Origin of the sequence: Pseudomonas boreofloridensis (assembly GCF_030580795.1) — a bacterium.
Taxonomy (GTDB): Bacteria; Pseudomonadota; Gammaproteobacteria; order Pseudomonadales; family Pseudomonadaceae; genus Aquipseudomonas; species Aquipseudomonas boreofloridensis.
In genome coordinates, this window is sequence record NZ_JAUQOQ010000026.1 from 19,745 (window position 1) to 44,559 (window position 24,815).

Consider the following 24,815-nt stretch of genomic DNA (forward strand, 5'->3'; position numbering starts at 1 on the left):
GCTAGACTTACGTCCAATGGGCATCCCCCGACGCTCGGCCGACCATGGGGTTCGACAACAACAAAGCCGCCCCTATAGATAGATATATATAGTTCGGCATAAGGCAGACGGTCAGCCCCATGAGCAAAAAGGACGCCTTCACCCAGGCCGGCAGGACAGCCGTCCTGCAGAACGTTCAAGGCACGTTGCAATTCCTGCAGCGTTTTCCGCCCTTCAACCAGATGGAACAGGGTCACCTGTCGTACTTGGTAGAGCAGTGCCAACTGCGCTTCTATGCCAGCGGCGAGAGCATCATCAAGCCCGCCGACGGCCCCGTGGAGCACTTCTACATCGTCAAGCAGGGCCGGGTGATGGGCGAGCGCCAGCACGTGACTGGCCCTGGCGTGGAAACCACCTTCGAGATCGCCACCGGCGAGTGCTTCCCCCTGGCCGCGTTGCTCGGCGAACGGGCCACGCGCACCGAGCACCTGGCCGGCGAAGACACCTTCTGCCTGCAACTGAACAAAGCCGCGTTCATCCGCGTGTTCTCGCTGTCCGACGTGTTCCGCGACTTCGCCCTACGCGGGGTCAGCAGCCTGCTCGACCAGGTCAACCAGCAGGTGCGCCAGCGCGCGGTGCATACCCTCGGCACCCAGTACTCGCTGAATACGCCACTGGGCGAACTGGCCATGCGTCACCCGGTGGTGTGCCCGCCGGGCATGCCGCTGCGCGATGCCGTGCGCCTGATGCACGAGCAGCAGGTGGGCAGCATCGTGATCGTCGATACGCAGCGTTTCCCCATCGGCATCTTCACCCTGCGCGACCTGCGCCAGGTGATCGCCGACGCCAGCGCAGAGCTGGATGCGCCGATCCAGCGCCACATGACCGCCGCGCCCTTCTCCCTCGCGCCACAGGCCAGCGCCTTCGATGGCGCCCTGGCGATGACCGAGCGGCACATCGCCCACATCTGCCTGGTGGATAACGGGCGGCTGTGCGGCGTGGTCTCCGAGCGCGACCTGTTTTCCCTGCAGCGCGTCGACCTGGTGCACCTGGCGCGCACCATCCGCCACGCGCCACGGCTGGAAGCGCTGGTGGCCCTGCGTGGGGAAATCGGTCAACTGGTCGAGCGCATGCTCGCCCACGGCGCGTCCTCGACGCAGATCACCCAGATCATCACCCTGCTCAACGACCACACCGTGTGCCGGGTGATCGAACTGGCCCTGGCCGAACACGGCGATCCGGGGATCGCCTTCAGTTGGTTGTGCTTCGGCAGCGAAGGCCGCCGCGAACAGACCCTGCACACCGACCAGGACAACGGCATCCTCTTCGATGCCGCAGACGCCGCCGAGGCCGAAGCGTTGCGCGCGCGCCTGCTGCCGTTGGCGAACAGCATCAATCAGGATCTGGCCCAGTGCGGCTTCAGCCTGTGCAAAGGCAACGTCATGGCCGGCAATCCCGAGCTGTGCCTGTCACGCGCCGAATGGGCACAACGTTTCGCCGGTTTCATCCGCGAGGCCAGCCCGGAGAACCTGCTGGGTTCGAGCATCTATTTCGACCTGCGCGTGGTGTGGGGCGACGAGCAGGGTTGCGAACAGTTGCGCCAGAGCATCCTGGCGCAGGTCGCGGACAACCGCATCTTCCAGCGCATGATGGCCGACAACGCCCTGCGCCAGCGCCCGCCCGTGGGGCGCCTGCGCGACTTCGTGCTGACCCGGCAGGGCAACGACAAGACCGCCACCCTCGACCTCAAGGTCCAGGGCCTGACCCCCTTCGTCGACGGTGCGCGGCTGCTGGCCCTGGCCAACGGCGTCGCCGCCAACAACACCTTGGAACGCCTGCGCCAACTGGTGGCCAAGGGGGTCATCGACGCCCTCGACGGCGCCGCCTTCGAGGAGGCCTATCACTTCATCCAGCAAACTCGCATGCAGCAGCACCAGCGCCAGAGCCGCGACAACCAGCCCTACTCCAATCGCCTCGACCCGGACAGCCTCAATCACCTGGACCGGCGCATCCTGCGCGAATCGCTGCGCCAGGCTCAGCGCCTGCAAAGCAGTCTGGCCCAGCGGTATCAACTGTGAAACTGTTCCCCTGGCTGCGCCCGCGCACGCCGACGCTCGACGTCGATCTGCAACAGCGCCTGGCCAGCCTGCCACGTCCGGCCGCGCTCGGTGTGTGCTCGCTGCGCGAGCAGCGCTGGGTGGTGCTGGATCTGGAGACCAGCGGCCTGAACCTGCAACGCGACCAGGTGCTGTCGATCGGCGCGGTGGCCATCGAGGACGGCGCCATCGCTCTGGGTGGGCAATTCGAGCGCACCCTGCGTCGGCCAGAGCAGAAGACCAACGCCAGCGTGCTGATCCACGGCCTGGGCCCCAGCGCCCTGGCTGCCGGCAGCGATCCTGCCCAGGCGCTGGTCGAGTTGCTGGAGTTCATCGGCGACAGCCCGGTACTGGCCTTCCATGCCCCATTCGACCAAGGCATGCTCGGCCGGGCACTCAAGGACACCCTCGGTTACCGCCTGCAACAGGTCTTCATCGATGTCGCCGAACTGGCGCCCATGCTCAACCCCGACACGGTGCTGCGCGAGGCGGGGCTGGACGACTGGGTGGCACGCTTCGGCCTCGAGGTGCAGGCGCGTCACCACGCCAGCGCCGACGCCCAAGTGACCGCCGAGCTGGCGCTGATCCTGTTCAGCCAGGCGCGGCGCCAGCAACTGGATAGCCCCCTGCAACTGGAGCAGCGGCTACGCCAATGGCGGCGGCGCGCGCTGCAGCCTCACGGTCTGTAAAAGCCGCGGAGCAACGTCGAGCATTCTGACAAGCGTCAATTGCATCCTCCGGTGCAGCTCTGCCACAATCGCGAATCATTATCGTTATTTAACGCATTCTTTTCGGGGAACGCCCTTGTCGTCCGTGCACAGCCCACATGCCGAGCTGGTCGGCAGCCTGTACCGCGACCATCGCGGCTGGCTGATGGCCTGGCTGCAGCGCAGCACCGCCTGCCGCCAGCGCGCCGAAGACCTGAGCCAGGACACCTTCGTGCGCCTGCTGGGGCGCGAGCAGTTGAGCGCGCCACGCGAGCCGCGCGCGTTCCTCGTCGCCGTGGCCAAGGGTTTGCTGTTCGACCACTTCCGCCGCGCCGCGCTGGAGCAGGCCTACCTCGCCGAACTGGCGCTGCTGCCCAGCGCCGAACACCCCTCCCCGGAAATGCAGCACCTGATCCTCGAAGACCTCAAGGCCATCGACCGGCTGCTGGGCAAACTGTCGAGCAAGGCGCGCGCGGCGTTTCTGTACAACCGCCTGGACGGCCTGGGCCACGCCGAGATCGCCGAGCGCCTGGGCGTCTCGGTCTCGCGGGTGCGCCAGTACATCGCCCAAGGCCTGCGCCAATGCTACGTGGCGCTGTACGGAGCGCCGACGTGAACAACCTGCCGGTCTCGGCCAAGGTGCTGGAAGCCGCCATCGCCTGGAAGCTGTGCCTGGAAGGCGGCGATGGCACGGCCGATGAGCGCGATGCCTTCAAGCGCTGGCAGGCCGCCAGCGAGGAACATGCCCGAGCCTGGTTTCAACTGAGCCTGCTCGACCAGCGCGTCGGCGCGGCGACCGGTCCGGCCCGCCATGCCCTGCTGCAATCGCGTGCGGGCCTGCGCCAACGGGTCGGCAAGCTTGGCGGCGGGCTGGCCGGCATGCTGCTGCTCGGCGGGCTGCTGGCCTGGAGCGCAGCACCCTCGCTGGCGCCCAGTTACTGGCTGGCCGACCAGCGCACCGGCACCGGGGAACTGCGCACCCTGCGCCTGGAAGATGGCACGTTGCTCAGCCTGGACACCCACACGGCGGTGGATATCGACTTTGCCGGCGAACAGCGGGTGATCGTGCTGCACCAGGGCGAGATTTCGGTCGAAACCGGTCACGACGACCCGCGCCCGCTCTGGGTACGCACCGACGACGGCCGCCTGCGTCCGCTGGGCACGCGCTTTTTGGTCAAGCGCGAGACCGCCGGGACGCGGCTGGAAGTGCTGCAGGCCCGGGTCGCGGCGCAACCGCGTGATCAAGGCAACGAACAGGTGCTGGAGGAAGGCCAGCAGGTGCTGATGAATGCCCAGGGGCTGGGGTTGATCGGCCCGGTCCAGCCCGGCGCCGATGCCTGGACGCGCGGCATGCTGGTGGTGGACAACGTGCGCCTGGGCGACCTGGTGGCCGAGTTGAGCCGCTACCGCAGCGGCCACCTGAGCGTATCCGGCAAGGTCGCGCAACTGCGGATCAGCGGCAGCTTCCCCTTGACCGACACCGACCTGGCGCTGGCCTCGCTGGTACCGGCGTTGCCGGTGAAGATCGAACGGCGCACGCCGTGGTGGGTGACGGTCGAGGCCAAGTGAGCCTTCGACCTCCCGCCTTCTGTAGCAACCCAAAAATTTTCAAACAGCCCTGTCACTTTTCATCGTTCGCTCGGCAAGGAAGCAGTCAGCACTTATCCGTTTAGGAGCCACTGCATGTCCCGCGCTGTCGAGTCTTACCTGCGTCCCAGCCTCATGGCCCTGGCCATCGGCCTTGCCACCCCTGTGTTCGGTCCGCTGGCGTTCGCCGCCGAACAGGCCGCCGTACGCACCTATGATGTGCCCAGCGGCCCCTTGGCCGCGACGCTCAACCGCATCGCCAGCGAAGCCGGCATCGCCCTGGCCCTGGACCCGAGCCTGGCCAGCGGCCGCACCTCGGCGCCGGTCAAAGGCAGCTTCAACGGTGTCGGGGCCTTGCAGGCCGCCCTCCGCGGTACCGGCCTGCAACTGCAACTGGGCAGCGCCGGCAGCTACAGCCTGGTGAGTGTGCCGCAGGGCAGCGTGGCGCTACCGGAAACCACCGTGAATGCCAGCGGCGACAGCGAGAGCGCGTGGGGCCCGGTCGACGGTTACCTGGCCAAGCGCACCGCAGCCGGCAGCAAAACCGACACCGCGCTGGTGGAAGCCCCCCGCTCGATCTCGGTGGCCACCCGGCAACAGATGAGCGACCGCGGCGTTCACAGCCTGGATGACGCGGTGAAGTACATGCCCGGCATCGTCTCCTCCAGCTTCGGCAGCGACACCCGCTACGACTGGATGCGCGTGCGCGGCTTCGAGCCGACCCAGTTCCTCGACGGCCTGCCGCTGCCGCGCGGGGTGTATGCCAACCCGAAACCGGAAACCTGGAACCTTGACCGCCTGGCCCTGCTACGCGGTCCGGCGTCGTCGGTGTACGGCCAGACCCCGCCAGGCGGGCTGCTGGACATCGTCAGTCGTCGCCCGCAAGCCGAAAGCCTGCACGAAATCGAAGTGCAGTACGGCAGCGACAACCATCGCCAGATCAACTTCGCCAGCACCGGCAAGATCGACGACGACGGCCGCCTGCTCTACGGCGTCAGCGGCGTGGTGCGCGATGGCGGCACGGCCATCGACCATATCGACGACAAACGCTACAACATCGCCCCGAGCCTGACCTGGCATATCGACGAAGACACCTCGCTGACCTTGTTGAGCCAGTTCACGCGGGACGATACCGGCGTCACCAGCCAGTTCTACCCGATTCAGGGCACCAAGATCGACATGCCGTTCGGCAAGGTGTCACGGCACAAGAACCTGGGCGATCCCAACTACGACTTCTACGACCGCACCTACTACGCACTGGGCTATGCCTTCGAGCATCGCATCAACGATGTCTGGCAGTTCCGTCAGAACCTGCGCTACACCAAGTCGGACCTGTCCTTCCAGAACGTGACCGTCAACAGTTACAACCCTGGGTTCGGCATGGTGGTGGACAATCAGGGCAACACGGGTCGCGGCACCACCAATGTCGATGAAGACATCAGCCAGTTCGCCGTCGACAACAACTTCCAGGGCGACTTCGACACCGGCAACATCCGTCATACCCTGCTGGTCGGCCTGGACCACCAGCGCATGAACAACAACTACCTGGCCATCTTCGGCGGCGCACCGGCGATCAACCTCAACCGTCCGGTCTATGGTCTGCCCATCGAGCGCCCGGACCGATCCACCGCGTTCTACGACTACGACCAGAAGACCCGCCAGACCGGCCTCTACGTTCAGGACCAGATGGCCCTCGACAACTGGCGCCTGACCCTCGGCGGGCGCGAAGACTGGGTGCACACCGGGACGCAGTTCCGCAATCAAGGCGACGCCACCAACACCCAGCGCGACAAGAAATTCAGCGGCAACGCCGCGATCAGCTATGTCTTCGACTCAGGATTCGTGCCTTATCTGTCCTACGCCGAGTCATTCCAACCCAGCAGCAAGGCTGATGTATCGCCCACCAACGGCCTCAAACCCACCGAAGGTCAGCAATGGGAGCTGGGCATCAAGTATCAGCCACCAGGCTCCAACACACTGCTGAGCGCAGCGGTCTATGACTTGACCCAAAAGAATGTGGCCGTCACCAACAACGTAGGCAACGTCACCGTCACCAGCCAGACCGGCGAAGTAAAAGTCCGCGGCCTGGAACTGGAGGCCACCTCCGAGGTGACCGAGAACCTCAAGGTGATCGCCGCCTACACCCTGGCCAAATCCGAGGTGCAGAACGGCCTCTACAAAGGCAACCGTCTGCAACTGATGCCCAATCAGCAAGCCTCGCTGTGGACCGACTACACCTGGCACAGCGGTGTGCTCGACGGCTTCGGCGTCGGCGCCGGGGCGCGCTACACCGGCAACACCTACGGCGACCAGGGCAACACCTACCTGGGCAAGGCCAAGGCCTACACCGTGTTCGATGCCGCCGTGCACTACGACCTCGGCCGCCTGGACAACAGCCTCAAGGGCGCCTCGGTGGCGGTCAACGCCACCAACCTGCTGGACAAGAACTATTTGTCCACCTGCGACAGCTACTACTGCTACTACGGTGACCCACGCAGCGTGGTGGTCAGCGCCAAGTACCAGTTCTGATCGACTGCGCCCTCGCAAACCCGCTGCGCGAGGGCGCGGCCCAAGACCCCTGCGGGACCTGAGATGAAAAGCCAAACCCTGCGCCGCTGGTCGGCGATCCATACCTGGAGCAGCCTGGTCTGCACGCTGTTCCTGCTGCTGCTGGCCCTGACCGGCCTGCCGCTGATCTTCCACCACGAACTCGAACACCTGCTCGGCGACGCGCCCGAGCTGCGCGAATTGCCGTCCGGCACGCCTCACCTGGACCTGCAACAACTGGTGCTCAAGGCCGAGCAGCATCGACCCGGCGAGGTGATGCAGTATTTCGGTTTCGATGAGGACACTCCCGACGGCGTGGTGGCGATCACTGCCGCCACGGCGAGCAGCGATCCCAACTCATCGCACACCTTCATGCTCGACGCGCGCACGGGCGAGGCGGTGGCCATGCCGGCGGCCAATGGCGGTCTGATGATGGTGCTGCTGCGCCTGCATGTGGATATGTTCGCCGGCCTGCCCGGCAAGCTGCTGTTGGCCTTCATGGGCCTGCTGTTCATCGTCGCCCTCGTTTCCGGCACCGTGCTCTATGCGCCGTTCATGCGCCGCCTGCGCTTCGCCTCGGTGCGCACCGACAAGTCGTCGCGGGTGCGCTGGATCGACCTGCACAACCTCATTGGCATCGTCACCCTGACCTGGGCGCTGGTGGTGGGCGTGACCGGCGTGATCAGCGCCCTGTCCGACCTGGTCATCGCCGCCTGGCGCAACGACAGCCTGGCCGCGATGGTCGCGCCCTATCGCGAGGCCGCGCCGTTGACCGAACGCGCCCCGGCCACGCAGCTACTGAGCATCGCCCAGCAAGCCGCGCCGGGCATGCGCCCGGACTTCATCGCCTTTCCCGGCACCCGCTTCTCCAGCGAGCACCACTACGCGGTGTTCATGAACGGCGCCACGCCCCTCACCTCGCACCTGTTCACCCCGGTGCTGATCGATGCCCGCACGCTGCAAGTGACAGCCGTCGGCGAGCGTCCCTGGTACATGGACGCCATGGGCCTGTCGCAACCGCTGCACTTCGGCGACTACGGCGGACGACCGATGCAGATCCTCTGGGCGGCGCTGGACCTGCTGACCATCGTCGTGCTGCTCAGTGGCCTGTACCTGTGGTGGGGCAAGCAGCGCAAACGGCGGGAGGTGCCAGCATGAGTCACAGATCGCAAAGCACGCGACGCATTTTCGCCTGGCCGCTGGTCATCGCCGTGCTCGGCGGCGCCGGGCTGTTCGCCGCACTGCTGGGCGATGGGGCCTGGGACGCGCTCGCCTGGGTGGGCCTGGGCGCACCGGTACTCCTGGCTGTGCGCGGGTTATGCGCCAAGTGAGGTAATCGACTAACGCGCGCGCCGCAGCAAGGCGCGCCAGGCTCGCACGCTCCCCCACCACGGAGCGCCGCTCATGAGTCTTCAGCAGTTCATCGCCTTCGATCAACAATTGAGCGACCTGCTCGCCTCGCCACCCAGCCCCGACGCTCAACTGCCCTGGCTGAGTGCGCGCCAACGTTACTTTGCGGACCTGGCCCAGTACTGGCTCGATACGGACGTCACCGGCCAGACCCGCCAGGCGCGGATGACGGCCGTGCTACGTGAACAGATGCTGGCGCAGATCACCCTGCGCGTCGGCGATCACACCTTGGGCTCGAACCACGCCGAACTGATGGAAACCTGCATACGCCTGCCGTTGCCCTGGCAGCGTCAACACCTGGGCAGCGCGGCGCGCCCGCAGGTGTACCGGCCCGTCCTGGACATCGGCACCCCCAGTTGGCGCAGCTACCTACCCGGTGCTTTCGTCATCGTCGAGGGAGGCCCCGAGGGCCGCATGCCCGATCCGCAACAACCCAGCGAGTACGCACTGCTGTGCAGCCTGTCCCATGGCATCGAGGCCTTCGATGACCTGGCAGAACTGCATGTCGAGCTGTGCGAGCGGCTGGACGATCCGCAGCAAAGCCAGCCACTGCTGCGTCATATGGCCAGCGACCGCGACCGGGACCTGGCGCTCAATGCCGAGCGTCTGCGCTACGAGTGGTTCAGCGATGATCTGCTACTGGCCCAGGCACAGGTCTTGATCGACGGGCAACGCACACGCTTGACCCAGGTGTGGGAAGATCTCGCCCAGCGCGATCCGCTCGACCGCGCGCAGTTGGCAAGCCGACTGCAACAGGCCGTCGACCTGCTGCCCTGGGCCGGCAGCCAGTCGGCCCTGCAGACACGCTATGGCCTGCTGCTGGAGCGCAACTCACCCGCCTGGCTGAAGAACGCCTCGCCCCAGGCCCTGACCCACATCATGCAGACCATGCAGGAGCTGGTGATCGCCATCGACCGTGCAGCGGCACCGGGCATCCTCAGCCACGAACAATTCCTCGATCAGAACGCCCTGAACATCTGGACATGCCAGCAATTGCGCGCCCGATTGCGCCATCAGTACCAATTCGATATCGATCCGTTGGAGGTTCATGTGAGCGTGACCTTGGCGCGACAACGCGGCCCGGTCATGCATCCAGGCCTGGCCAGCGGCTACATCCCCGTCGCCAGCCGGCCGCAGGTGGGCGATACCATCGAACTGGTGCCACGCACCTACCGCCTCGACGAGCTGGCCGCGCTCAATGTCGCCTGGCTCGACGTGGACTATTGGTTGACGGCACGCGTTCACCGCAAGGACGGCAGCCCCATCCCCGAGATCACGGCCGAGCAGGTCAAGCAACTGGTGCGCGAGTTGAACGTGGGCGAAAGCTACAGCCAGTACCTGCGTCTGCACCTGCTGGAATCGCCGACCGGCCACTGGCGGCAAGAGCGCTTCGTCGCCATCGGCAAAGCACGCATGAACGCCGAGGCGGCCAAGGCGCGCTATGCCGGTCACTACCTGGAGGATCCGTTCGAGCGCGGTTATGCCTGGAGTCGCACCGTCATCGACTACCCTGCCAGTGCTCAACGCGGCGCGCTGGGCCATCGACTGAAAGTGCGCCAATGGATGATCGACAACCACACGGTGATGGGCGTGCTTTTGATCACACCCGAGATCGCCGGCCTGCAGCGCTTCGTGGTGTACACCCCCGACGCACCGGATCGCCGCGCCTGGCGTGAATACCGCAATGCCCGGCATTTGCTGCGCACGCTGCGTGACAAGCCGGCGTTGCGCGATTACCTGAAGGAGCGACTCCCGCTGGCCGACCCTGCGGCACTTGAACGCGGGATACTCAACGGGCGACTCGGCCCCCGAGTGAACACGCCGGAGATCGTCGGTGATTTCCAGCAGGCGCGTTATCGGGCCGAAGTGCATGCAGCCCTGGCACTGGTGGATGCCAGTACTCACACCAAACTGGAACTGTTGGGCGAGTTCAGCTTGCATGTGCTGTGGGTCACGCTCGACCTGGTCAGTCTGGTGCTGCCCAACCGCGCCCTGACCCCGCTGTCGTTCGCACGCGCGGCACTCTCGGTGTTCGACATGGCCAAAGCCTACCGCCAGGACGACCGTGTCGGCGCGCTGAAGCACTTCGTCGAAGCCTTCACCCATGTCAACGACGCCATCAACAGCATCGGCGGCTCGACCGTGGTTCGCCGTGCGATCCGCGGCATGCCGCCGACGCCACCGCTGACGCTGCCGCCCGCGCTGGCCCTGAAAGTCGACGCCAGCAAGCTGCGTTATCGGGTCGATGGGGTCCACAAGGAAGGGATCTACGAACAGGCCTCACCCTATCCGGGGTTGACCTTCTATTTCGTCAAGGACTCGGCCGGCCGCACCTACCAGGTCGCCTTCGATGGCTACCGCTGGCGGGTACTCGACCCGCGTCAGCCCGACGCCTACACCAAGGTGCCCATCAAGCGCCGCGAGGATGGTGAATGGGTCGTGGACTCGCCGGTGCTGTGGTACGACGGCTTGCCGGACTTGCAGGTACTGCTCGATGGCTGTCGCCTCGCCGAAACGCCCAGCGGTATCCGCGAAGCGTCGGCCGCCGGCCTGTATCGCGCAGGCGACAGGCTTTACCTGCTGGCCGGCGAGCATGCCTTGCCGCTGCGCGGTCACCTGCTGAGCGACCACTATCACCTGCTGATGCGCAGCGAGCCGGGTGCTGCGGTGAAGCCCTGGGCGATCCTGCGCTGGCAAGACCAGCAATGGCGCATTCGCGTGCGCCAGGCCGGGCGCAGCAGCGACTGGCTGGCGCTGCCGCCCGCCTACTCGGTAAGCCTGGGCAGACGCTGATCCAGCCGCTGATACAGCGCGCTGCGGGTCGGCCAGTTGCGCAGCAGCCGCGCGCGGTCGCGGGCGTAGGCCGGGGCGAAACTGAGCTGGGTGGCGTGCTGGGTCATGGCGTCCAGATCGATGAGCGACCACTGGCCGTCCTGCCAGAACAGGTTGTGACCTTTGAAATCGCCATGGCTGATGCGCTCGGCGATCAGCCGCTGCATCAGCTCGATCAGCGCCTGCACCTGTTCTTCGGGCGCCTCGCCGCTCTCGACGAAGGGTGCGAAACAGGCGCTCAAGTCAGGGCCATCGGCGTATTCGGTTATCAGATAGGCCGTACTGCGCAGCCCCATCACGCGGCGTTCGAGCACCGCCAGCGGGCGCGGCGTGGGGATGTCGAGGAAGGTCAGACGATTGCCTTCGATCCAGGAATGCCAGGCCCGGCTCGGGCGCCAGAAACGCTTGAACCAGTGGGCGGTGTTCTTGATGTTGTAGCGCTTGAGCACCAGGGTACGGCCGCCGACGTCCACGCGCGCGACGCTGGCTGCCCCGCCGGTCTTGTACACGTGGCCCTGGTCGATCAGCGCATCGGCTTGCGCCAGCGCCGGGGCAAGGGCTGCGTCTTCCTCACGGCGAATCGCCTGTAGCCCTGACAGGCTGCGCTGCACGCTGAACAGGCTGCAGTCGCGCCCGGCCTTGTCCAGGTAATCCTTAAGGCGCCATGTGCGCACTTTGTCGATCTGCTTTTGCAGTGCCTCCAGCGGCAGCGCATGCTCGGCGTTGGCCAGCAGGTAATGCACCAGGGCTTCTTCGATGAACGGCTGCAAGCGCTTGGGCAACTGAGCGAAGAACACCCCGAGGTTTTCCAGCACGCGCTGACGCGACAGCTGCTGACCCGGCGTCTCGGCCTTGATCCCGGCGCCGTCGATCAGGTACAGGCGACCATCGTGGCGCAGCAGGTTGTCCAGGTGTAGGTCTTCCTGCCACAGGCCTTTGGCATGCATCTGCGCCACCGCCGTCAACGCTTCGCCGAGTACGGCATGTTGTTCATCGGCAAGCATCGGCAGGTGCTCGACCTTGGCCCAGGCAGCGCCCAGGCTTTCGGCGTGCTCCAGGAACTCGAACAGCAGCCAGCCGCCTTCGCCGTCTTTCAGGCCATCAGCCAGCAGGCGTGGTGTGACCAGGCCCTGGGCGGCCAGCAGGCGCACGCCATCCAGTTCGCGCTGGAAATGTCGCGCAGCGTTGCCGCCCACCAGCAACTTGGCCAGCACCGGCGTGCCGCGCCACAGGCCGGCGCCGACGTAACGCTGGCCAGGCAGCACGCGCAGCAGGCTGAACAGCTGCAGTTCGGCGCTGCCAGCGGCATCCTCGAGGATCACGTTCAGGGGCAGAGTCGGGCTGCGCCCGGCGTTCTTCAATTCGGACAGGCGCATCAACGGGCCTCTTTCTCACGACGACGTGTGCTCAGGCGCTGCAACCAGGCAGACACCGGCGGGCTATCGGCCGGTTGTGCCAGGTAGGCGGCGAGCAGGTGACGCAAGTCCGCCTCGCTCCACACCGGCGCACGACGCAGCAGCGGTTCCAGGTCCTTGAGACGGTCACGGCGACCGAGCAGCAGCGGCCGGGTCTTTTCCAGGTCGATCAATTGCGCCTGCCAACCTTCCCGGCGCTCGCGCAGGAAAATGTGCTTGGGGTAGAAACAGCCATGCACCTGACGGGCGCCGTGCAGCGTGCGCGCCAGTTCGCCACAGGCACCGAGAACGCCCTGGCGTTGCGCGGGATCGAGCTGCGGCCATTGCAGCAGCAGGCTGTCCAGGTCGCGCCACTCGTCCAGCGCACGGGTCATCAGGATCGCCCGATGCTGGCCACCTTGCTTGCGCTCACCGTAGAACACCGCCTGCAAAGCCGGGATGCCGAGCGCCTGATAGCGCTGGATATTGCGAAATTCGCGAGCGAAGGTGGGCTCGCCCAACGGCCGGTGCAGGGTGTGGGTGAGGTAGTCGCTCTGGCGCTTGAGGTAATAGCCCTTGCCCTCGAGCTCCAGGCGGAACACGCTGCTCCAGCCGCCGCGCCCGGTGTTGGGCTCGTCGACGGCCTCCAGTTGCAGCGCCCACAGCGCCTCGAAATCGTCGAGGCCATGGCGTTGCAGCAGCGCCGCTTCGGCGCTGGCCAGGTAATCGGTCATTCCCTTCCCTCGAAAAAGCTCACCACCTGACGGATACGCCGCTTGTCGCGCGCGTTGAGTCGGGTGTGCCCGCGGTACTGCAGGTAGAAACGCAGACGCTGGGTCGCGGACAGGTGGTACTTGGCCACCTTGTCCAGGCAGGCCAGGTCCTTGATCAGTCGATGACGCAGCATGAAACCGCGCCAGAAGTCGCCGGTCGGGCAGTCGATGAAGAACACCGTGGCCTGGTCGTCCACCAGCAGGTTGCGCCACTTCAGGTCGTTGTGCGCGAAGTGGTGGTTGTGCATCACCCGGGTGTGCCGGGCCAGTTGGCGACTGATGTGATCGACCCAGGCACGGTCCGCCAGGCGTGGATCGTTGCGATCGGCCAGTGCCGACAGGTCCTCGGTGCGCGGCAGCTCGCGGGTGATCATCGCCCCACGGCCGAACGCAAGACCCTTGCGCTCAAGGCCCCAGGCCACCACTTCGGCGGTGGGAATGCCCCACTTGGCGAACTGCTTGAGGTTCTGCCATTCGGCCTTGATACGAGGCCGTCCGAAGAAGCGGCGCATGTGCTTGCCGGCCCCGGTGTAGCGCTTGACGTAATAGCTGACGCCCTCGCGCTCGATGCGGATGACCTCGCTGAGCGGGTCGCGGGTCAGGCGTTCGCCTTCCAGGGCGAACACCGCCTCGAGGCTGCCGAAGTCGGCGGCCAGCCACGCGTAGTCCGGCGCCAGTGTCCAACTCGCCATCAGAGCGCATCCCCATAGCGTTGCTTGCGGTCGTAGAGTTTGCGCGCCTTGCGCTCCAGCCAGGCGAGCAACGCGGCTTCCTCGGCCAGCACCTGGCGCAGCGGGCGCTGGAAGTAGCCTTTGAGAAAGCGCAGTTTGTCGCGACGCGTCAGGCCGATGTCCAGTGCCGAAAAGTACAGGGCGGCCAGGTCCTTGTTGCGCCAGCGACGGGTGATTGTGGCGCGGGTCTGTGCGCGGTGCAGGTCGATGACCGACAGTTTGAAGTCTTGCGCCGTCACCGGGCGGTCGGTGTGCAGCAGGAAATGGCAGATGTAGCAGTCGCGGTGGTTGACCCCGGCGCGGTGCATGGTGCCGGTCATCTTCGCCACTTCGGCGATGAGGGCGCGCTTGAGCGCCGGTGGCGGCGGCTGACGGCGCCAGTCGAGGCTGAAATCTTCCAGGCTGACGGTAGGCGCCAGTTCTTCGGTGACGATGAACGAATGCTGGGTCGCAGGATTGGCGCCGCGCTCGCCATAGGCCACCGCGGTCATGGTCGGCACCCCGGCTTGATGCAGGCGTTCGATGGCTCGCCATTCCTGGCCGGCACCCAGCACCGGCAGCTTGGCGCTGAACAGGTTCTTGAAGATCTCGCCCCAGCCGATGCCGCGGTGAATCTTCACGAAGTAGCCCGCGCCGGCCACCTCGGTGCGCAGCGTCCGACGCCCTTCCAGTTCGCGGTACACCTCGCCCTGCAAGGCCTCGACGGCCTCGAAGGGATCGCGCCCGGCCCACAGGCGCTTGAACGGTTCGGCCAGCATCAGTTTCATGCGCGCTCCTGGAGAATCACGTCAGCGGCGTGCTGAGGCATGCTGTACAGGTCGGCCGAGGCGGCGAAGGCCAGGCCATTGCGCGCCCAGTCGGCACGCGCCTGAGGATCGTCGAGCATGCGCTGCAGGTAGGCGTCGAGCTGCGACTGCTCGAACGGCTCGTCGAGCACCAGCCCGCTGTCGGCCTCGGCGATGTAATGGGCGTAACCACACACCTGCGAGACCAGCACCGGCAGGCCGGCCACCAGCGCTTCGAGCAGCACCGTGCCGGTGTTCTCGTTGTAGGCCGGGTGGATCAGCAGGTCGGCACCGAGCAGGAAGCGCGGAATGTCGCTGCGCCCCTTGAGGAACTGCACCTGATCGCCCAGGCCGAGGGTAGCGCTCTGCAACTGGAACACCTTGGGGTCGTCCTGGCCGATGACCATCAGCCGAGTGCGCTTGCGCAGGTTCGCCGGCAGCGCGGCCAGGGCCTTGAGGCTGCGGTCCACGCCCTTGGTCTTGAAGCCCGAACCGATCTGCACCAGCAGCAGGTCGTCCTCGCCCAGGCCGAATTCCTGGCGAAACGCCGCGCGGATGTCTGCCGCGTTGGCCGGCGCCCGGCGGTCCTGGGAAATACCTGGCGGCAGCAGATGGAAACGCTCGAGGGGGGTGCCGTAGTGCTTGATGAACAGCGGCTGCTGCACTTCGGAGATCATCAGGATTTCAGTGTTGGCGTGCGGGTCGAACACCGCGCGCTCGTACTCGGCGAAGTGCCGGTAGCGGCCCCAGCGCCGGTACAGGCCGCCGCGCAAGGTCTGGGCCTTGTCTTCGAAGCAACCGTCGGCGGCGTAGTACACGTCCAGCCCCGGCATCTTGTTGAAACCGATCAGCCGGTCGACCGGCTCTCTGGCCAGGTCCTCGGCCATCCAGGCACTGAGCTTCTCGTTGCGCCGGTGATTGGACAGCGCCTTGACCGGCGCCACCCGCACGTCGAAGCCCGGTGGCACATCACCTTCCCAGATCAGCGTGTAGACACGGATCTGGTGGCCACGCTGCTGGCACTCCAGGGCGATGCGCATGAAGTCGCGCTGCAGGCCACCGAAGGGGAAATATTTGTAAAGCACGAAAGCCAGTTGCATCAACGAACATCCTCAGCCAGCAGCAGCGCGCTCAAGCGGCCCGCCACATGCTCGGGATTCAGGCGAGTGAAGCACAATGGCCACTCGCGTTTGAGATCGAACCGGCGCAGGTCCTCGGCGCTCGGTTTGTAGGTGCACTTCTTCTGCAGGCAGGGGGCGCAGGGGAAGTCGCTGGCCTGGTGGATTTGCGCGCGTCCGTAGGCGCCGGTCAGGCCGGGGTTGGTCGGGCCGAACAGGGAGATGGTCGGCACGTCCAGCGCGGCGGCCAGGTGGCCGAGGCCGGTGTCCACCGCGACGCAGGCCTTGGCCGCCGCCAGAATGCGGGCCACGCCTGCCAGGTTCAACTTGGGCAGTACCTGGCAGTGCTCCAAGCCCTGGGCGATGCGTTCGGCGCGCGCCTGTTCGGCGGCGTTGCCCCAGGGCAGCACCACCTTCATGCGACGCCGCCCCATGCGCTCGGCCAACTCGCGCCAGTAGGCCTCAGGCCAGTGTTTGGTGGCCCAGGTGGTGCCATGCAGAAACACCACGTAGGGGGCGGTGGGCGGCAGTTGCAGGCGTTTGAGGTCCAGGCCGTACTGACCGAGCCCCTCGGGCAGGTCGTAGGCCAGGGCCAGGGCAAACAGTTGGCGCACACGCTCCACCGCATGCTGACCCACGGCCACCGACAGACGCCGGTCGTAGAATCGGCTGGCCAGGCCTTCGCGCGCCGAATAGCGGTCGAGCCCGGCCACCGGCGCCTTGATCAGACGCGTCAGCCAAGCCGACTTGACCAGCCCCTGGGCGTCGATCACCAGGTCGTAACGGCGCTCGCGCACACGCTGCTTGAAGGCCTTCCATTCGCCGCTCTTGAGGGTCTGCCAGAGGTTCTTGCGCCAGCGCCGAATGGCCACCGGGATGACCTGATCCACCGCCGGGTGCCAGCTCGGAATCTCGGCGAAGCCCTCCTCCACCACCCAGTCGAAGCGGATGCCGGGGACGGCGTGGGCCGCATCGGTGAGGGCTGGCAAGGTGTGGATCACGTCGCCCAGCGACGAGGTCTTGATAATCAGTACCCGCACTTAGTCGACCTCGACACGGGTATCGATCAGGCCCGGCGCGGCCAGACCGTGCAGGGCGGCGATGACCTTCTGCGGCTCGAGCAGGCGCAGGCAGTTGTAGTGCCCGAAGCGGCAGGTACGGTCGAAACAAGGGCTGCATTCGATGCCGGTGCGCACCACTTCGACCTGATCGGCCAGCGGCGGCGTGAAGCCCGGCGAGGTGGAGCCGTAGACCGCCACCAGCGGGCGATTCAGGGCGGCGGCGACGTGCATCAGGCCGGAGTCGTTGGACACCACGGCATCGGCGCAGGACATCAGGTCGATGGCCTCGGCCAGCGAGGTGTCGCCGGCCAGGTTGCACGACTCTTCGCGCAGCCCTGGGATCAGGCGCTCGCGGATCTGCTCGCCGACCGGGTGATCGTTCTTCGAGCCGAACAACCACACTTGCCAGCCCTGGCGAATCATCGCCTCGGCCACGGCGGCATAGTGCTCCACAGGCCAGCGCTTGGCCTCGCCGAATTCGGCGCCCGGACACAGTGCCAGCACTGGACGGTCGAGCTGCAGGCCGAACTTGGCCAGCGCAGCCTCTCGGCTGGCGGCTTCGATGCGCAGGCTCGGACGTGGATAAGGTTGCGGCAATTCGGCGCCCGGCTCGAAGGCCAGGGCCATGAAGCGCTCGATCATCAACGGGTAGCGCGCCTTGTCGAGCTTGCGCACGTCGTTGAGCAGCAGGTAGCGCATCTCGCCGCGCCAGCCGGTGCGCTTGGGGATGCCGGCGAACCACGGCACCAGCGCCGACTTCAGCGAATTGGGCAGCAGGATGGCCTGGTCGTACTGGCCGGCCAGCGATTTGCCGATACGTCGCCGCGTGGCCAGCTCGAGCGCACCGTGGCCGAGCGGGAAGCTCAAGGCCTGGCGCACCTCGGGCATGCGTTCGAGGATCGGCCGGCTCCACTCGGGGGCCAGCACGTCGATCACGCATTCGGGATGACGTTGGCGCAGGCACTGGAACAGGGTCTGTGCCATCACCATGTCGCCGACCCAGCTGGGTCCGATGATCAGTATTCTCATGCTTTATCCAGAAACAGTCGGGGAGGCTGCAGGCTGCGTTTCAACCTGGCCTCCCCTCTTTATATTCAGGCTATTTGGCGGACAGTGTATCACCGGTGCTGCGCCATGGACCTTCGCGCCTGACAGGCCGCCCCGGCTACAGGCCCAGCTCGCTCCAGATCCGCCGCACCTGGCGACGCTCATCGACGAACTGTCCGGCATCGATCACCCCGGCCTGCTTCTGCAGGGCCTGGCGGTGCGAGGCCGAGCGGAAGGTCTTGTACACCTCGCGCAGCAGCACGGCGTCTGCGGCGGGCATCAACCCGGCCTGTTCGAGCTCTTCCAGAATGCGGATGTTATCGGTCCAGCGCAGCAGGGCCGGGTGCTCGTGGGACCAGGCCAAAGCGGCGTATTGCACCATAAATTCGATGTCCACGATACCACCGGCATCCTGCTTGATATCGAACGGCTGGCCCGGCTCGAAGGCATTGTCGGCGGTGCCGGCGACCGTCGCCTTGCTGCCCAGGCTGGCGCGCATCTTGGCGCGCATCTCGCTCACCTGCGCGCGCAGCGTGTCCAGCTCGCGGGGCTTGCCCAGCACCGCCGCGCGCACGCGTTCGAAGGCGGCGCCCACCTGCGGGCAGCCCACCAGCACCCGGGCGCGCACCAGGGCCTGGTGCTCCCAGGTCCAGGCTTCCTGCTGCTGGTAGCGCTCGAAGGCCCCCAGCGAGCTGACCAGCAGCCCCGACGCGCCGGAGGGGCGCAGGCGCATGTCGACGTCGTAGAGCTGGCCGGAGTTGGTCTGGGTGGTCAGCAGGTGAATGATGCGCTGGCCCAGGCGGGTGAAGAACTGCGCGCCGTCGATGGGCTTGGCGCCGTCGGTCTCGGCATTGGCATCGCCGTCGTGGATGAACACCAGGTCAAGGTCCGAGCCGTGCCCCAGTTCGATACCGCCGACCTTGCCGTAGCCGACGATGATGAAGCTCGGCGCGCACAGGCTGCCGTCGCTGCGCTTGGGTTGACCGTGGCGGGCAACGGTATGACGCCAGGCCAGGGCCAGCACTTGGTCGAGAATGGCTTCGGCGAGCCAGGTCAGGTAGTCGCTGACCTTCATCAGCGGCAGGTTGCCGCTGATTTCCGAGGCCGCTACGCGCAGGCTGTGGGCCAGCTTGAAATGCCGCAGCGCCTCCATCTGCTGCTCCAGGTCGTCCTCGGGAATTCGGGTCAGACGCTCACGCAACTCCGAGGCCAACTCCGGCGCCAGCGGCGGACTGAACAGCCGCCCTTCGTTGAGCAATTCGTCGAGCAACAGCGGGAAACGGGCGATCTGCTCGGCGATCCAGGGACTGGCCGCGCACAGCGTCAGCAGGCGGCGCAGTGCCCCTGGGTTCTCACTGAGCAGCACCAGGTAGGCCGAACGCCGCGCCACCGCTTCGACCAGCGGCAGCACGCGCTCGAGCACCAGGTCCGGATCCTGGTGCTCGACGGTCTGCGCCAGCAAGCGCGGAATGAAGGCATCCAGACGCTCGCGACCGAGGCGCTGCATCGAGCGCAGCGATGGACTGGTGCGCAGTACCGAAAGACGCCGCAACGCTTCGCCGGCCTGCTTGAAACCGGCCTCCTCGAGCTGCCGGCTGGCAGCCTCCTCGTCCTGGGCCTGCTCCCACAACGGCGACCACTCGCCCCCGACCACCAGCTCGCCTTCACCCTCTTCGTCGTCGGGGTCGGCGATTACCTGGCGGAAGTGCCAGTCGACGCGACCGCGCCAATGCATCAATTGCGCGTGGAAGGCGTCCCAGTCGGCGAAACCGAGCATATAGGCGATGCGCGCGCGGTCCAGCTCGGCGTCCGGCAGCATCTGTGTCTGCCGGTCGGCGATGGCCTGGATGGCGTGCTCGGTGTAGCGCAGGAAGCGGTAACCATCGCGCAGCTCGCTGACCACCGCCGGCGGCAGGTAGCCCTGGCCTTCCAAGGTGGCGAGAACGTTCAGCAACGGGCGCTGCTGCAGGCTCAGGTCACGCCCGCCGTGAATCAACTGGAACGCTTGGGCGATGAACTCCACCTCGCGGATGCCGCCCGCGCCGAGCTTGATGTTGTCGGCCATGCCCTTGCGTCGCACCTCCTGCTGGATCAGCTGCTTCATGGTGCGCAGCGCCTCGATGGCGGAGAAGTCCAGGTAGCGGCGGTAGACGAAAGGCCGCAGCATGTCCTGCAACTGAGCGCCGGCCTGCTGATCGCCCGCCACTACCCGCGCCTTGATCATCGCGTAGCGCTCCCAGTCCCGCCCCTGGTCCTGGTAGTACTGCTCCAGGGCATTGAACGACAGCACCAGGGCACCGGCCGAGCCGTAGGGGCGCAAGCGCATGTCGACACGGAACACGAAGCCGTCGACGGTGACCGGGTCCAGCGCCTTGATCAGCCGCTGGCCCAGGCGGGTGAAGAACGCCTGGTTGTCCAGTGCCCGCTTGACGCCCTCGGTCTCGCCGCCTTCCGGGAAAGCGAAGATCAGGTCGATGTCCGAGGACAGGTTCAGCTCCACCGCGCCCAGCTTGCCCATGCCCAGCACCACCATGTGCTGGGGCTGGCCGCTGCGGCTGCCGATGGGCGTGCCGAACTGCTGGCAGTGACGCGGGTACAGCCACTGGTAGGCTTCGTCGATCGAGGCGTCGGCCAGGTCCGAGAGGTCGCGGCAGGTCTCGCCGAGGTCGGCCTGACGGCTGAGGTCGCGCCAGATGATCCGCACCTGCTGGCGGTTGCGCGCACGGCGCAGGTTGCGCGCCAGCTCGTCTTCGCTCTGCGCCGCGTCGGCCGCTGCCTTTATATGGCTGCGTAATTGTCCGGGGGCATAGCCCTGCGCCAACTCACCGCGTGCGACCAGCTCCAGCAGCATGCCTGGCTCGCGCTGCACCTGCTCGAGCACGAACTCGCTGGCGGCAGCGACCTGGTCGAACTGAGCCCAGTGGGCATCGCTCAGGACGGCAGGGTCGAGGTCGGCGTGTGCCGCCAGGGCCTCGCGCAGGAATTGGCGGTTACGGGCGACCAGCGGTTGCAAGGCGGCGGGCAGATCGGACGGCAAAGGCAGGCGCATGGTCTATCCTTGATCGGCGTGAAAGGAGGGGTAGTCGCGGTGGAGGGGGAGAAGCGCCAAGGTTGGACTGTCATACAAAAGTGGTAAATAGCTGAAAAATACGAATCATTGGTACGATTCATCAGCAAACTTCGCACTAGCGTGCACATCCAACCACGAGGAACGATTTTCTCCACAACCCGGAAGGCGGCCACATGCCGCATTCCTGTAGTGTTACTACTCCCATGTATGCTCAAAAGCATGAAATGCCGAAGCATTTGTAGTAAAACTACACGGCGCCGGAAGACGCTCCGGCAAATCCAAGAATTCACGACGTCTGCCCAAAAGGCCAGTCGCAAACTCAGGCTTCCGATTCTGGTTGCCTTTCCGCCCTGGAGCAAGCCATGCAAGACCTCGATCCTATCGAAACCCAGGAATGGCTGGATGCCCTGGAGTCGGTCCTCGACAAAGAAGGCGAAGACCGCGCTCATTACCTGATGACCCGTATGGGCGAGCTGGCCACCCGCAGTGGTTCGCAGCTGCCCTATGCCATCACCACGCCATACCGCAATACCATCCCTGTCACCCACGAAGCACGCATGCCTGGCGACCTGTTCATGGAACGCCGCATTCGCTCGATGGTACGTTGGAACGCTCTGGCCATGGTCATGCGTACCAACCTGAAGGATTCGGACCTGGGCGGACACATCTCGAGCTTCGCCTCCAGCGCCACCCTGTACGACATCGGCTTCAACTACTTCTTCCAGGCCCCGACCGAAGAACACGGTGGCGACCTGATCTTCTTCCAGGGCCATGCCTCCCCCGGCATCTACGCCCGCGCCTTCCTCGAAGGTCGCATCAACGAAGACCAGATGAACAACTTCCGCCAGGAAGTGGACGGCAATGGCCTGTCCTCCTACCCGCACCCCTGGCTGATGCCTGACTTCTGGCAGTTCCCGACCGTATCCATGGGTCTGGGTCCGATCCAGGCCATCTACCAGGCACGCTTCATGAAGTACCTGGAGGCCCGTGGCTTCATCCCGGCCGGCAAGCAGAAAGTCTGGTGCTTCATGGGTGACGGCGAGTGCGACGAGCCGGAATCCCTGGGCGCGATCTCCCTGGCCGGCCGCGAGAAGCTGGACAACCTGATCTTCGTCATCAACTGCAACCTGCAGCGCCTCGACGGCCCTGTGCGCGGCAACGGCAAGATCATCCAGGAACTCGAAGGCGTGTTCCGTGGCGGTGGTTGGAACGTCAACAAGGTGGTCTGGGGCCGTTTCTGGGACCCACTGCTGGCCAAGGACACCAACGGTGCCCTGCAGCGCCGCATGGACGAAGTCATCGACGGCGAATACCAGAACTACAAGGCCAAAGACGGCGCCTACGTGCGCGAGCACTTCTTCAACACCCCAGAGCTCAAGGCCATGGTCGAAGACCTGTCCGACGACGAGATCTGGAAGCTCAACCGTGGCGGCCACGACCCGTACAAGGTGTATGCGGCCTACCACCAGGCGGTGAACCACAAGGAACAGCCGACCGTCATCCTGGCCAAGACCATCAAGGGTTATGGCACCGGTGCTGGCGAAGCCAAGAACACCGCGCACAACACCAAGAAGGTCGACGTCGACAGCCTGCGCAAATTCCGCGACCGCTTCGACATCCCGGTCAAGGACGCCGAGCTCGAGAACCTGCCGTTCTTCAAGCCTGAGGAAGGTTCTGCCGAAGCCAAGTACCTGGCCGAGCGTCGCGCCGCCCTGGGTGGCTTCGTGCCGCAGCGTCGCGCCAAGAGCTTCAGCGTGCCGACCCCGCCACTGGAAACGCTCAAAGCGATCCTGGACGGCTCGGGCGACCGCGAAATCTCCACCACCATGGCCTTCGTGCGTATTCTGGCGCAGCTGGTCAAGGACAAGGAAATCGGCCAGCGCATCGTCCCGATCATCCCGGACGAAGCCCGTACCTTCGGTATGGAAGGCATGTTCCGTCAGCTGGGCATCTACTCCTCGGTCGGTCAGCTCTACGAGCCTGTCGATAAAGACCAGGTGATGTTCTACCGCGAGGACAAGAAGGGCCAGATCCTCGAGGAAGGCATCAACGAAGCCGGCGCCATGTCGTCGTTCATTGCGGCCGGTACCTCGTACAGCTGCCACAACCAGCCGATGCTGCCGTTCTACATCTTCTACTCGATGTTCGGCTTCCAGCGTATCGGCGACCTGGCCTGGGCCGCTGGCGACAGCCGCACCCGTGGCTTCCTGATCGGCGGTACCGCCGGCCGTACCACCCTCAACGGTGAAGGCCTGCAGCACGAAGACGGTCACAGCCACATGATGGCGGGCACCATCCCGAACTGCCGCACCTACGATCCGACCTACGGCTACGAGCTGGCGGTGATCATCCAGGACGGCATGAAGAAGATGACCGAAGAGCAGCAGGACATCTTCTACTACATCACCGTGATGAACGAATCCTACCAGCAGCCTGCCATTCCGGCCGGTGCCGAGGAAGGCATCATCAAGGGCATGTACCTGCTCGAAGAAGACACCCGCGACGCCGCACACCACGTGCAGCTGATGGGCTCGGGCACCATCCTGCGCGAAGTGCGCGAGGCAGCGAAGATCCTGCGTGAAGAGTTCAACGTCGGTGCCGACGTGTGGAGCGTCACCAGCTTCAACGAACTGCGTCGCGACGGCCTGGCCGTGGAACGCGCCAACCGCCTCAAGCCTGGCCAGAAGCCACAGCAGACCTACGTTGAGCAGTGCCTGAGCGGCCGCAAAGGGCCGGTCATCGCCTCCACCGACTACATGAAGCTGTTCGCCGAGCAGATCCGCCAGTGGGTGCCGAGCAAAGAGTTCAAGGTCCTGGGTACCGACGGTTACGGTCGCAGCGACAGCCGCAAGAAGCTGCGTCACTTCTTCGAAGTCGACCGCCACTTCGTGGTGCTGGCTGCCCTAGAAGCCCTGGCTGACCGCGGCGAGATCGAACCCAAGGTTGTGGCTGACGCCATCGTCAAGTTCGGCATCGATCCGGACAAGCGCAACCCACTGGACTGCTGAGGAGTATTTTTAAGTGAGCGAACTCATTCGCGTACCTGACATCGGCAGCGGTGAAGGTGAAATCATCGAGCTGTTCGTCAAGGTCGGCGACCGCATCGAGGCCGACCAGAGCCTGCTGACCCTGGAGTCGGACAAGGCCTCCATGGAAATTCCAGCTCCCAAGGCTGGCGTGGTCAAGGAACTGAAGGTCAAGCTGGGCGACCGTCTGAAAGAAGGCGACGAACTGCTGGTGCTGGAAGCCGAGGGCGCCGCTGCGGCGCCTGAGGCGGCCGCCGCCGAGGAAAAACCCGCAGCCGCCCCCGCAGCTGCCGAGAAGCCGGCCGAACAGGCCGCTCCAGCGCCGGCGGCTGCCCCTGCGGCAGCCAGCGTGCAGGACATCCACGTGCCGGACATCGGCTCGTCGGGCAAGGCCAAGATCATCGAAGTGCTGGTCAAGGCGGGCGATACCGTCGAAGCCGACCAGTCGCTGATCACCCTGGAGTCGGACAAAGCGTCCATGGAGATCCCTTCCCCCGCCGCTGGCGTGGTCAAGGAAGTGATCGCCAAGCTGGACGACGAAGTCGGCACCGGTGACCTGATCCTCAAGCTGGAAGTGGCCGGTGCTGCGCCGGCAGCCGCTGCGGCCCCGGCCGAAGCACCCGCTGCCGCCAAGACCGAAGCCGCCCCAGGC

18 protein-coding genes are annotated in these 24,815 nt (G+C 65.7%); 10 read left to right on the forward strand and 8 right to left on the reverse strand.

The features are described 5' to 3' along the window. Positions 1-119 precede the first annotated feature (119 nt). From Q6A47_RS21410 to Q6A47_RS21445, 8 genes are all read left to right on the forward strand, one after another. Complete coding sequence (locus Q6A47_RS21410) at positions 120-2,057, forward strand: putative nucleotidyltransferase substrate binding domain-containing protein (RefSeq protein WP_304485311.1); 1,938 nt, start codon at positions 120-122, stop codon at positions 2,055-2,057. After that, positions 2,054-2,764, forward strand: a complete 711-nt coding sequence (locus Q6A47_RS21415; protein ID WP_029614011.1) for a 3'-5' exonuclease — start codon at positions 2,054-2,056, stop codon at positions 2,762-2,764. The genes Q6A47_RS21410 and Q6A47_RS21415 overlap by 4 nt, the downstream gene beginning before the upstream one ends. 115 nt (positions 2,765-2,879) lie before the next feature. After that, complete coding sequence (locus Q6A47_RS21420; RefSeq protein ID WP_039581223.1) at positions 2,880-3,398, forward strand: RNA polymerase sigma factor; 519 nt, start codon at positions 2,880-2,882, stop codon at positions 3,396-3,398. Next, on the forward strand, positions 3,395-4,351 hold the full coding sequence (locus tag Q6A47_RS21425; protein ID WP_304485312.1) for a FecR domain-containing protein: 957 nt from the start codon (positions 3,395-3,397) through the stop codon (positions 4,349-4,351). The genes Q6A47_RS21420 and Q6A47_RS21425 overlap by 4 nt, the downstream gene beginning before the upstream one ends. A gap of 114 nt (positions 4,352-4,465) precedes the next feature. Continuing rightward, positions 4,466-6,898, forward strand: coding sequence for a TonB-dependent siderophore receptor (locus Q6A47_RS21430; RefSeq protein ID WP_304485313.1), 2,433 nt, complete (start codon positions 4,466-4,468; stop codon positions 6,896-6,898). A 63-nt stretch (positions 6,899-6,961) separates the two neighbouring features. After that, complete coding sequence (locus tag Q6A47_RS21435; RefSeq protein WP_304485314.1) at positions 6,962-8,074, forward strand: PepSY-associated TM helix domain-containing protein; 1,113 nt, start codon at positions 6,962-6,964, stop codon at positions 8,072-8,074. Continuing rightward, entirely contained in the window at positions 8,071-8,247 is a 177-nt protein-coding gene (locus Q6A47_RS21440; RefSeq protein WP_304485315.1) for a hypothetical protein, read from the forward strand. The genes Q6A47_RS21435 and Q6A47_RS21440 overlap by 4 nt, the downstream gene beginning before the upstream one ends. Positions 8,248-8,320: 73 nt before the next feature. Then, the gene (locus Q6A47_RS21445; RefSeq protein WP_304485316.1) at positions 8,321-11,119 is read left to right on the forward strand and encodes a dermonecrotic toxin domain-containing protein; all 2,799 of its coding nucleotides are present in this window, start codon (positions 8,321-8,323) and stop codon (positions 11,117-11,119) included. Here Q6A47_RS21445 and Q6A47_RS21450 read toward each other — a convergent pair. From Q6A47_RS21450 to glnE, 8 genes are all read right to left on the reverse strand, one after another. Then, complete coding sequence (locus Q6A47_RS21450; RefSeq protein WP_304485317.1) at positions 11,092-12,534, reverse strand: lipopolysaccharide kinase InaA family protein; 1,443 nt, start codon at positions 12,532-12,534, stop codon at positions 11,092-11,094. The two genes, Q6A47_RS21445 and Q6A47_RS21450, sit on opposite strands and share 28 nt — an antisense overlap. Then, a complete protein-coding gene (locus Q6A47_RS21455; protein WP_116889615.1) occupies positions 12,534-13,286 on the reverse strand; it encodes a lipopolysaccharide kinase InaA family protein in 753 nt (250 codons plus the stop codon). The genes Q6A47_RS21450 and Q6A47_RS21455 overlap by 1 nt, the downstream gene beginning before the upstream one ends. Then, positions 13,283-14,017, reverse strand: coding sequence for a lipopolysaccharide kinase InaA family protein (locus tag Q6A47_RS21460; RefSeq protein ID WP_029614008.1), 735 nt, complete (start codon positions 14,015-14,017; stop codon positions 13,283-13,285). Before Q6A47_RS21460 ends, Q6A47_RS21455 begins: the two co-directional genes overlap by 4 nt. Further along, positions 14,017-14,823, reverse strand: coding sequence for a lipopolysaccharide core heptose(I) kinase RfaP (gene rfaP / locus Q6A47_RS21465; RefSeq protein WP_039581242.1), 807 nt, complete (start codon positions 14,821-14,823; stop codon positions 14,017-14,019). Before rfaP ends, Q6A47_RS21460 begins: the two co-directional genes overlap by 1 nt. Further along, positions 14,820-15,941: a glycosyltransferase family 4 protein gene (locus tag Q6A47_RS21470; protein ID WP_304485318.1), complete on the reverse strand. Its 1,122-nt coding sequence runs from the start codon at positions 15,939-15,941 to the stop codon at positions 14,820-14,822. The genes rfaP and Q6A47_RS21470 overlap by 4 nt, the downstream gene beginning before the upstream one ends. Beyond that, the gene (waaC, locus tag Q6A47_RS21475; protein ID WP_039581248.1) at positions 15,941-16,999 is read right to left on the reverse strand and encodes a lipopolysaccharide heptosyltransferase I; all 1,059 of its coding nucleotides are present in this window, start codon (positions 16,997-16,999) and stop codon (positions 15,941-15,943) included. Before waaC ends, Q6A47_RS21470 begins: the two co-directional genes overlap by 1 nt. Continuing rightward, positions 17,000-18,049 carry a lipopolysaccharide heptosyltransferase II gene (gene waaF / locus Q6A47_RS21480; protein ID WP_116889619.1) on the reverse strand — a complete coding sequence of 350 codons (1,050 nt, stop codon included), beginning with the start codon at positions 18,047-18,049 and terminating at the stop codon, positions 17,000-17,002. It lies immediately after the preceding gene. 136 nt (positions 18,050-18,185) lie between these two features. Next, the gene (gene glnE / locus Q6A47_RS21485; protein WP_039581255.1) at positions 18,186-21,116 is read right to left on the reverse strand and encodes a bifunctional [glutamate--ammonia ligase]-adenylyl-L-tyrosine phosphorylase/[glutamate--ammonia-ligase] adenylyltransferase; all 2,931 of its coding nucleotides are present in this window, start codon (positions 21,114-21,116) and stop codon (positions 18,186-18,188) included. 383 nt (positions 21,117-21,499) lie between these two features. Between glnE and aceE the strand changes: the two genes are divergently transcribed. Beyond that, entirely contained in the window at positions 21,500-24,145 is a 2,646-nt protein-coding gene (gene aceE / locus Q6A47_RS21490; RefSeq protein ID WP_304485319.1) for a pyruvate dehydrogenase (acetyl-transferring), homodimeric type, read from the forward strand. Positions 24,146-24,158: 13 nt separating this feature from the next. Continuing rightward, the coding region (locus Q6A47_RS21495; RefSeq protein WP_304485320.1) for a biotin/lipoyl-containing protein at positions 24,159-24,815 on the forward strand (657 nt) is incomplete at its 3' end.

Bases quoted from the DNA above. Each gene is read 5' to 3' on its own strand.
- rfaP (WP_039581242.1), bottom strand. From the start codon at position 14,823: ATGAAACTGATGCTGGCCGAACCGTTCAAGCGCCTGTGGGCCGGGCGC.
- Q6A47_RS21450 (WP_304485317.1), bottom strand. From the start codon at position 12,534: ATGCGCCTGTCCGAATTGAAGAACGCCGGGCGCAGCCCGACTCTGCCC.
- Q6A47_RS21440 (WP_304485315.1), top strand. From the start codon at position 8,071: ATGAGTCACAGATCGCAAAGCACGCGACGCATTTTCGCCTGGCCGCTG.
- Q6A47_RS21435 (WP_304485314.1), top strand. From the start codon at position 6,962: ATGAAAAGCCAAACCCTGCGCCGCTGGTCGGCGATCCATACCTGGAGC.
- Q6A47_RS21445 (WP_304485316.1), top strand. From the start codon at position 8,321: ATGAGTCTTCAGCAGTTCATCGCCTTCGATCAACAATTGAGCGACCTG.
- Q6A47_RS21470 (WP_304485318.1), bottom strand. From the start codon at position 15,941: ATGCAACTGGCTTTCGTGCTTTACAAATATTTCCCCTTCGGTGGCCTG.
- Q6A47_RS21410 (WP_304485311.1), top strand. From the start codon at position 120: ATGAGCAAAAAGGACGCCTTCACCCAGGCCGGCAGGACAGCCGTCCTG.
- Q6A47_RS21430 (WP_304485313.1), top strand. From the start codon at position 4,466: ATGTCCCGCGCTGTCGAGTCTTACCTGCGTCCCAGCCTCATGGCCCTG.
- waaF (WP_116889619.1), bottom strand. From the start codon at position 18,049: ATGAGAATACTGATCATCGGACCCAGCTGGGTCGGCGACATGGTGATG.
- aceE (WP_304485319.1), top strand. From the start codon at position 21,500: ATGCAAGACCTCGATCCTATCGAAACCCAGGAATGGCTGGATGCCCTG.
- glnE (WP_039581255.1), bottom strand. From the start codon at position 21,116: ATGCGCCTGCCTTTGCCGTCCGATCTGCCCGCCGCCTTGCAACCGCTG.
- Q6A47_RS21455 (WP_116889615.1), bottom strand. From the start codon at position 13,286: ATGACCGATTACCTGGCCAGCGCCGAAGCGGCGCTGCTGCAACGCCAT.
- Q6A47_RS21460 (WP_029614008.1), bottom strand. From the start codon at position 14,017: ATGGCGAGTTGGACACTGGCGCCGGACTACGCGTGGCTGGCCGCCGAC.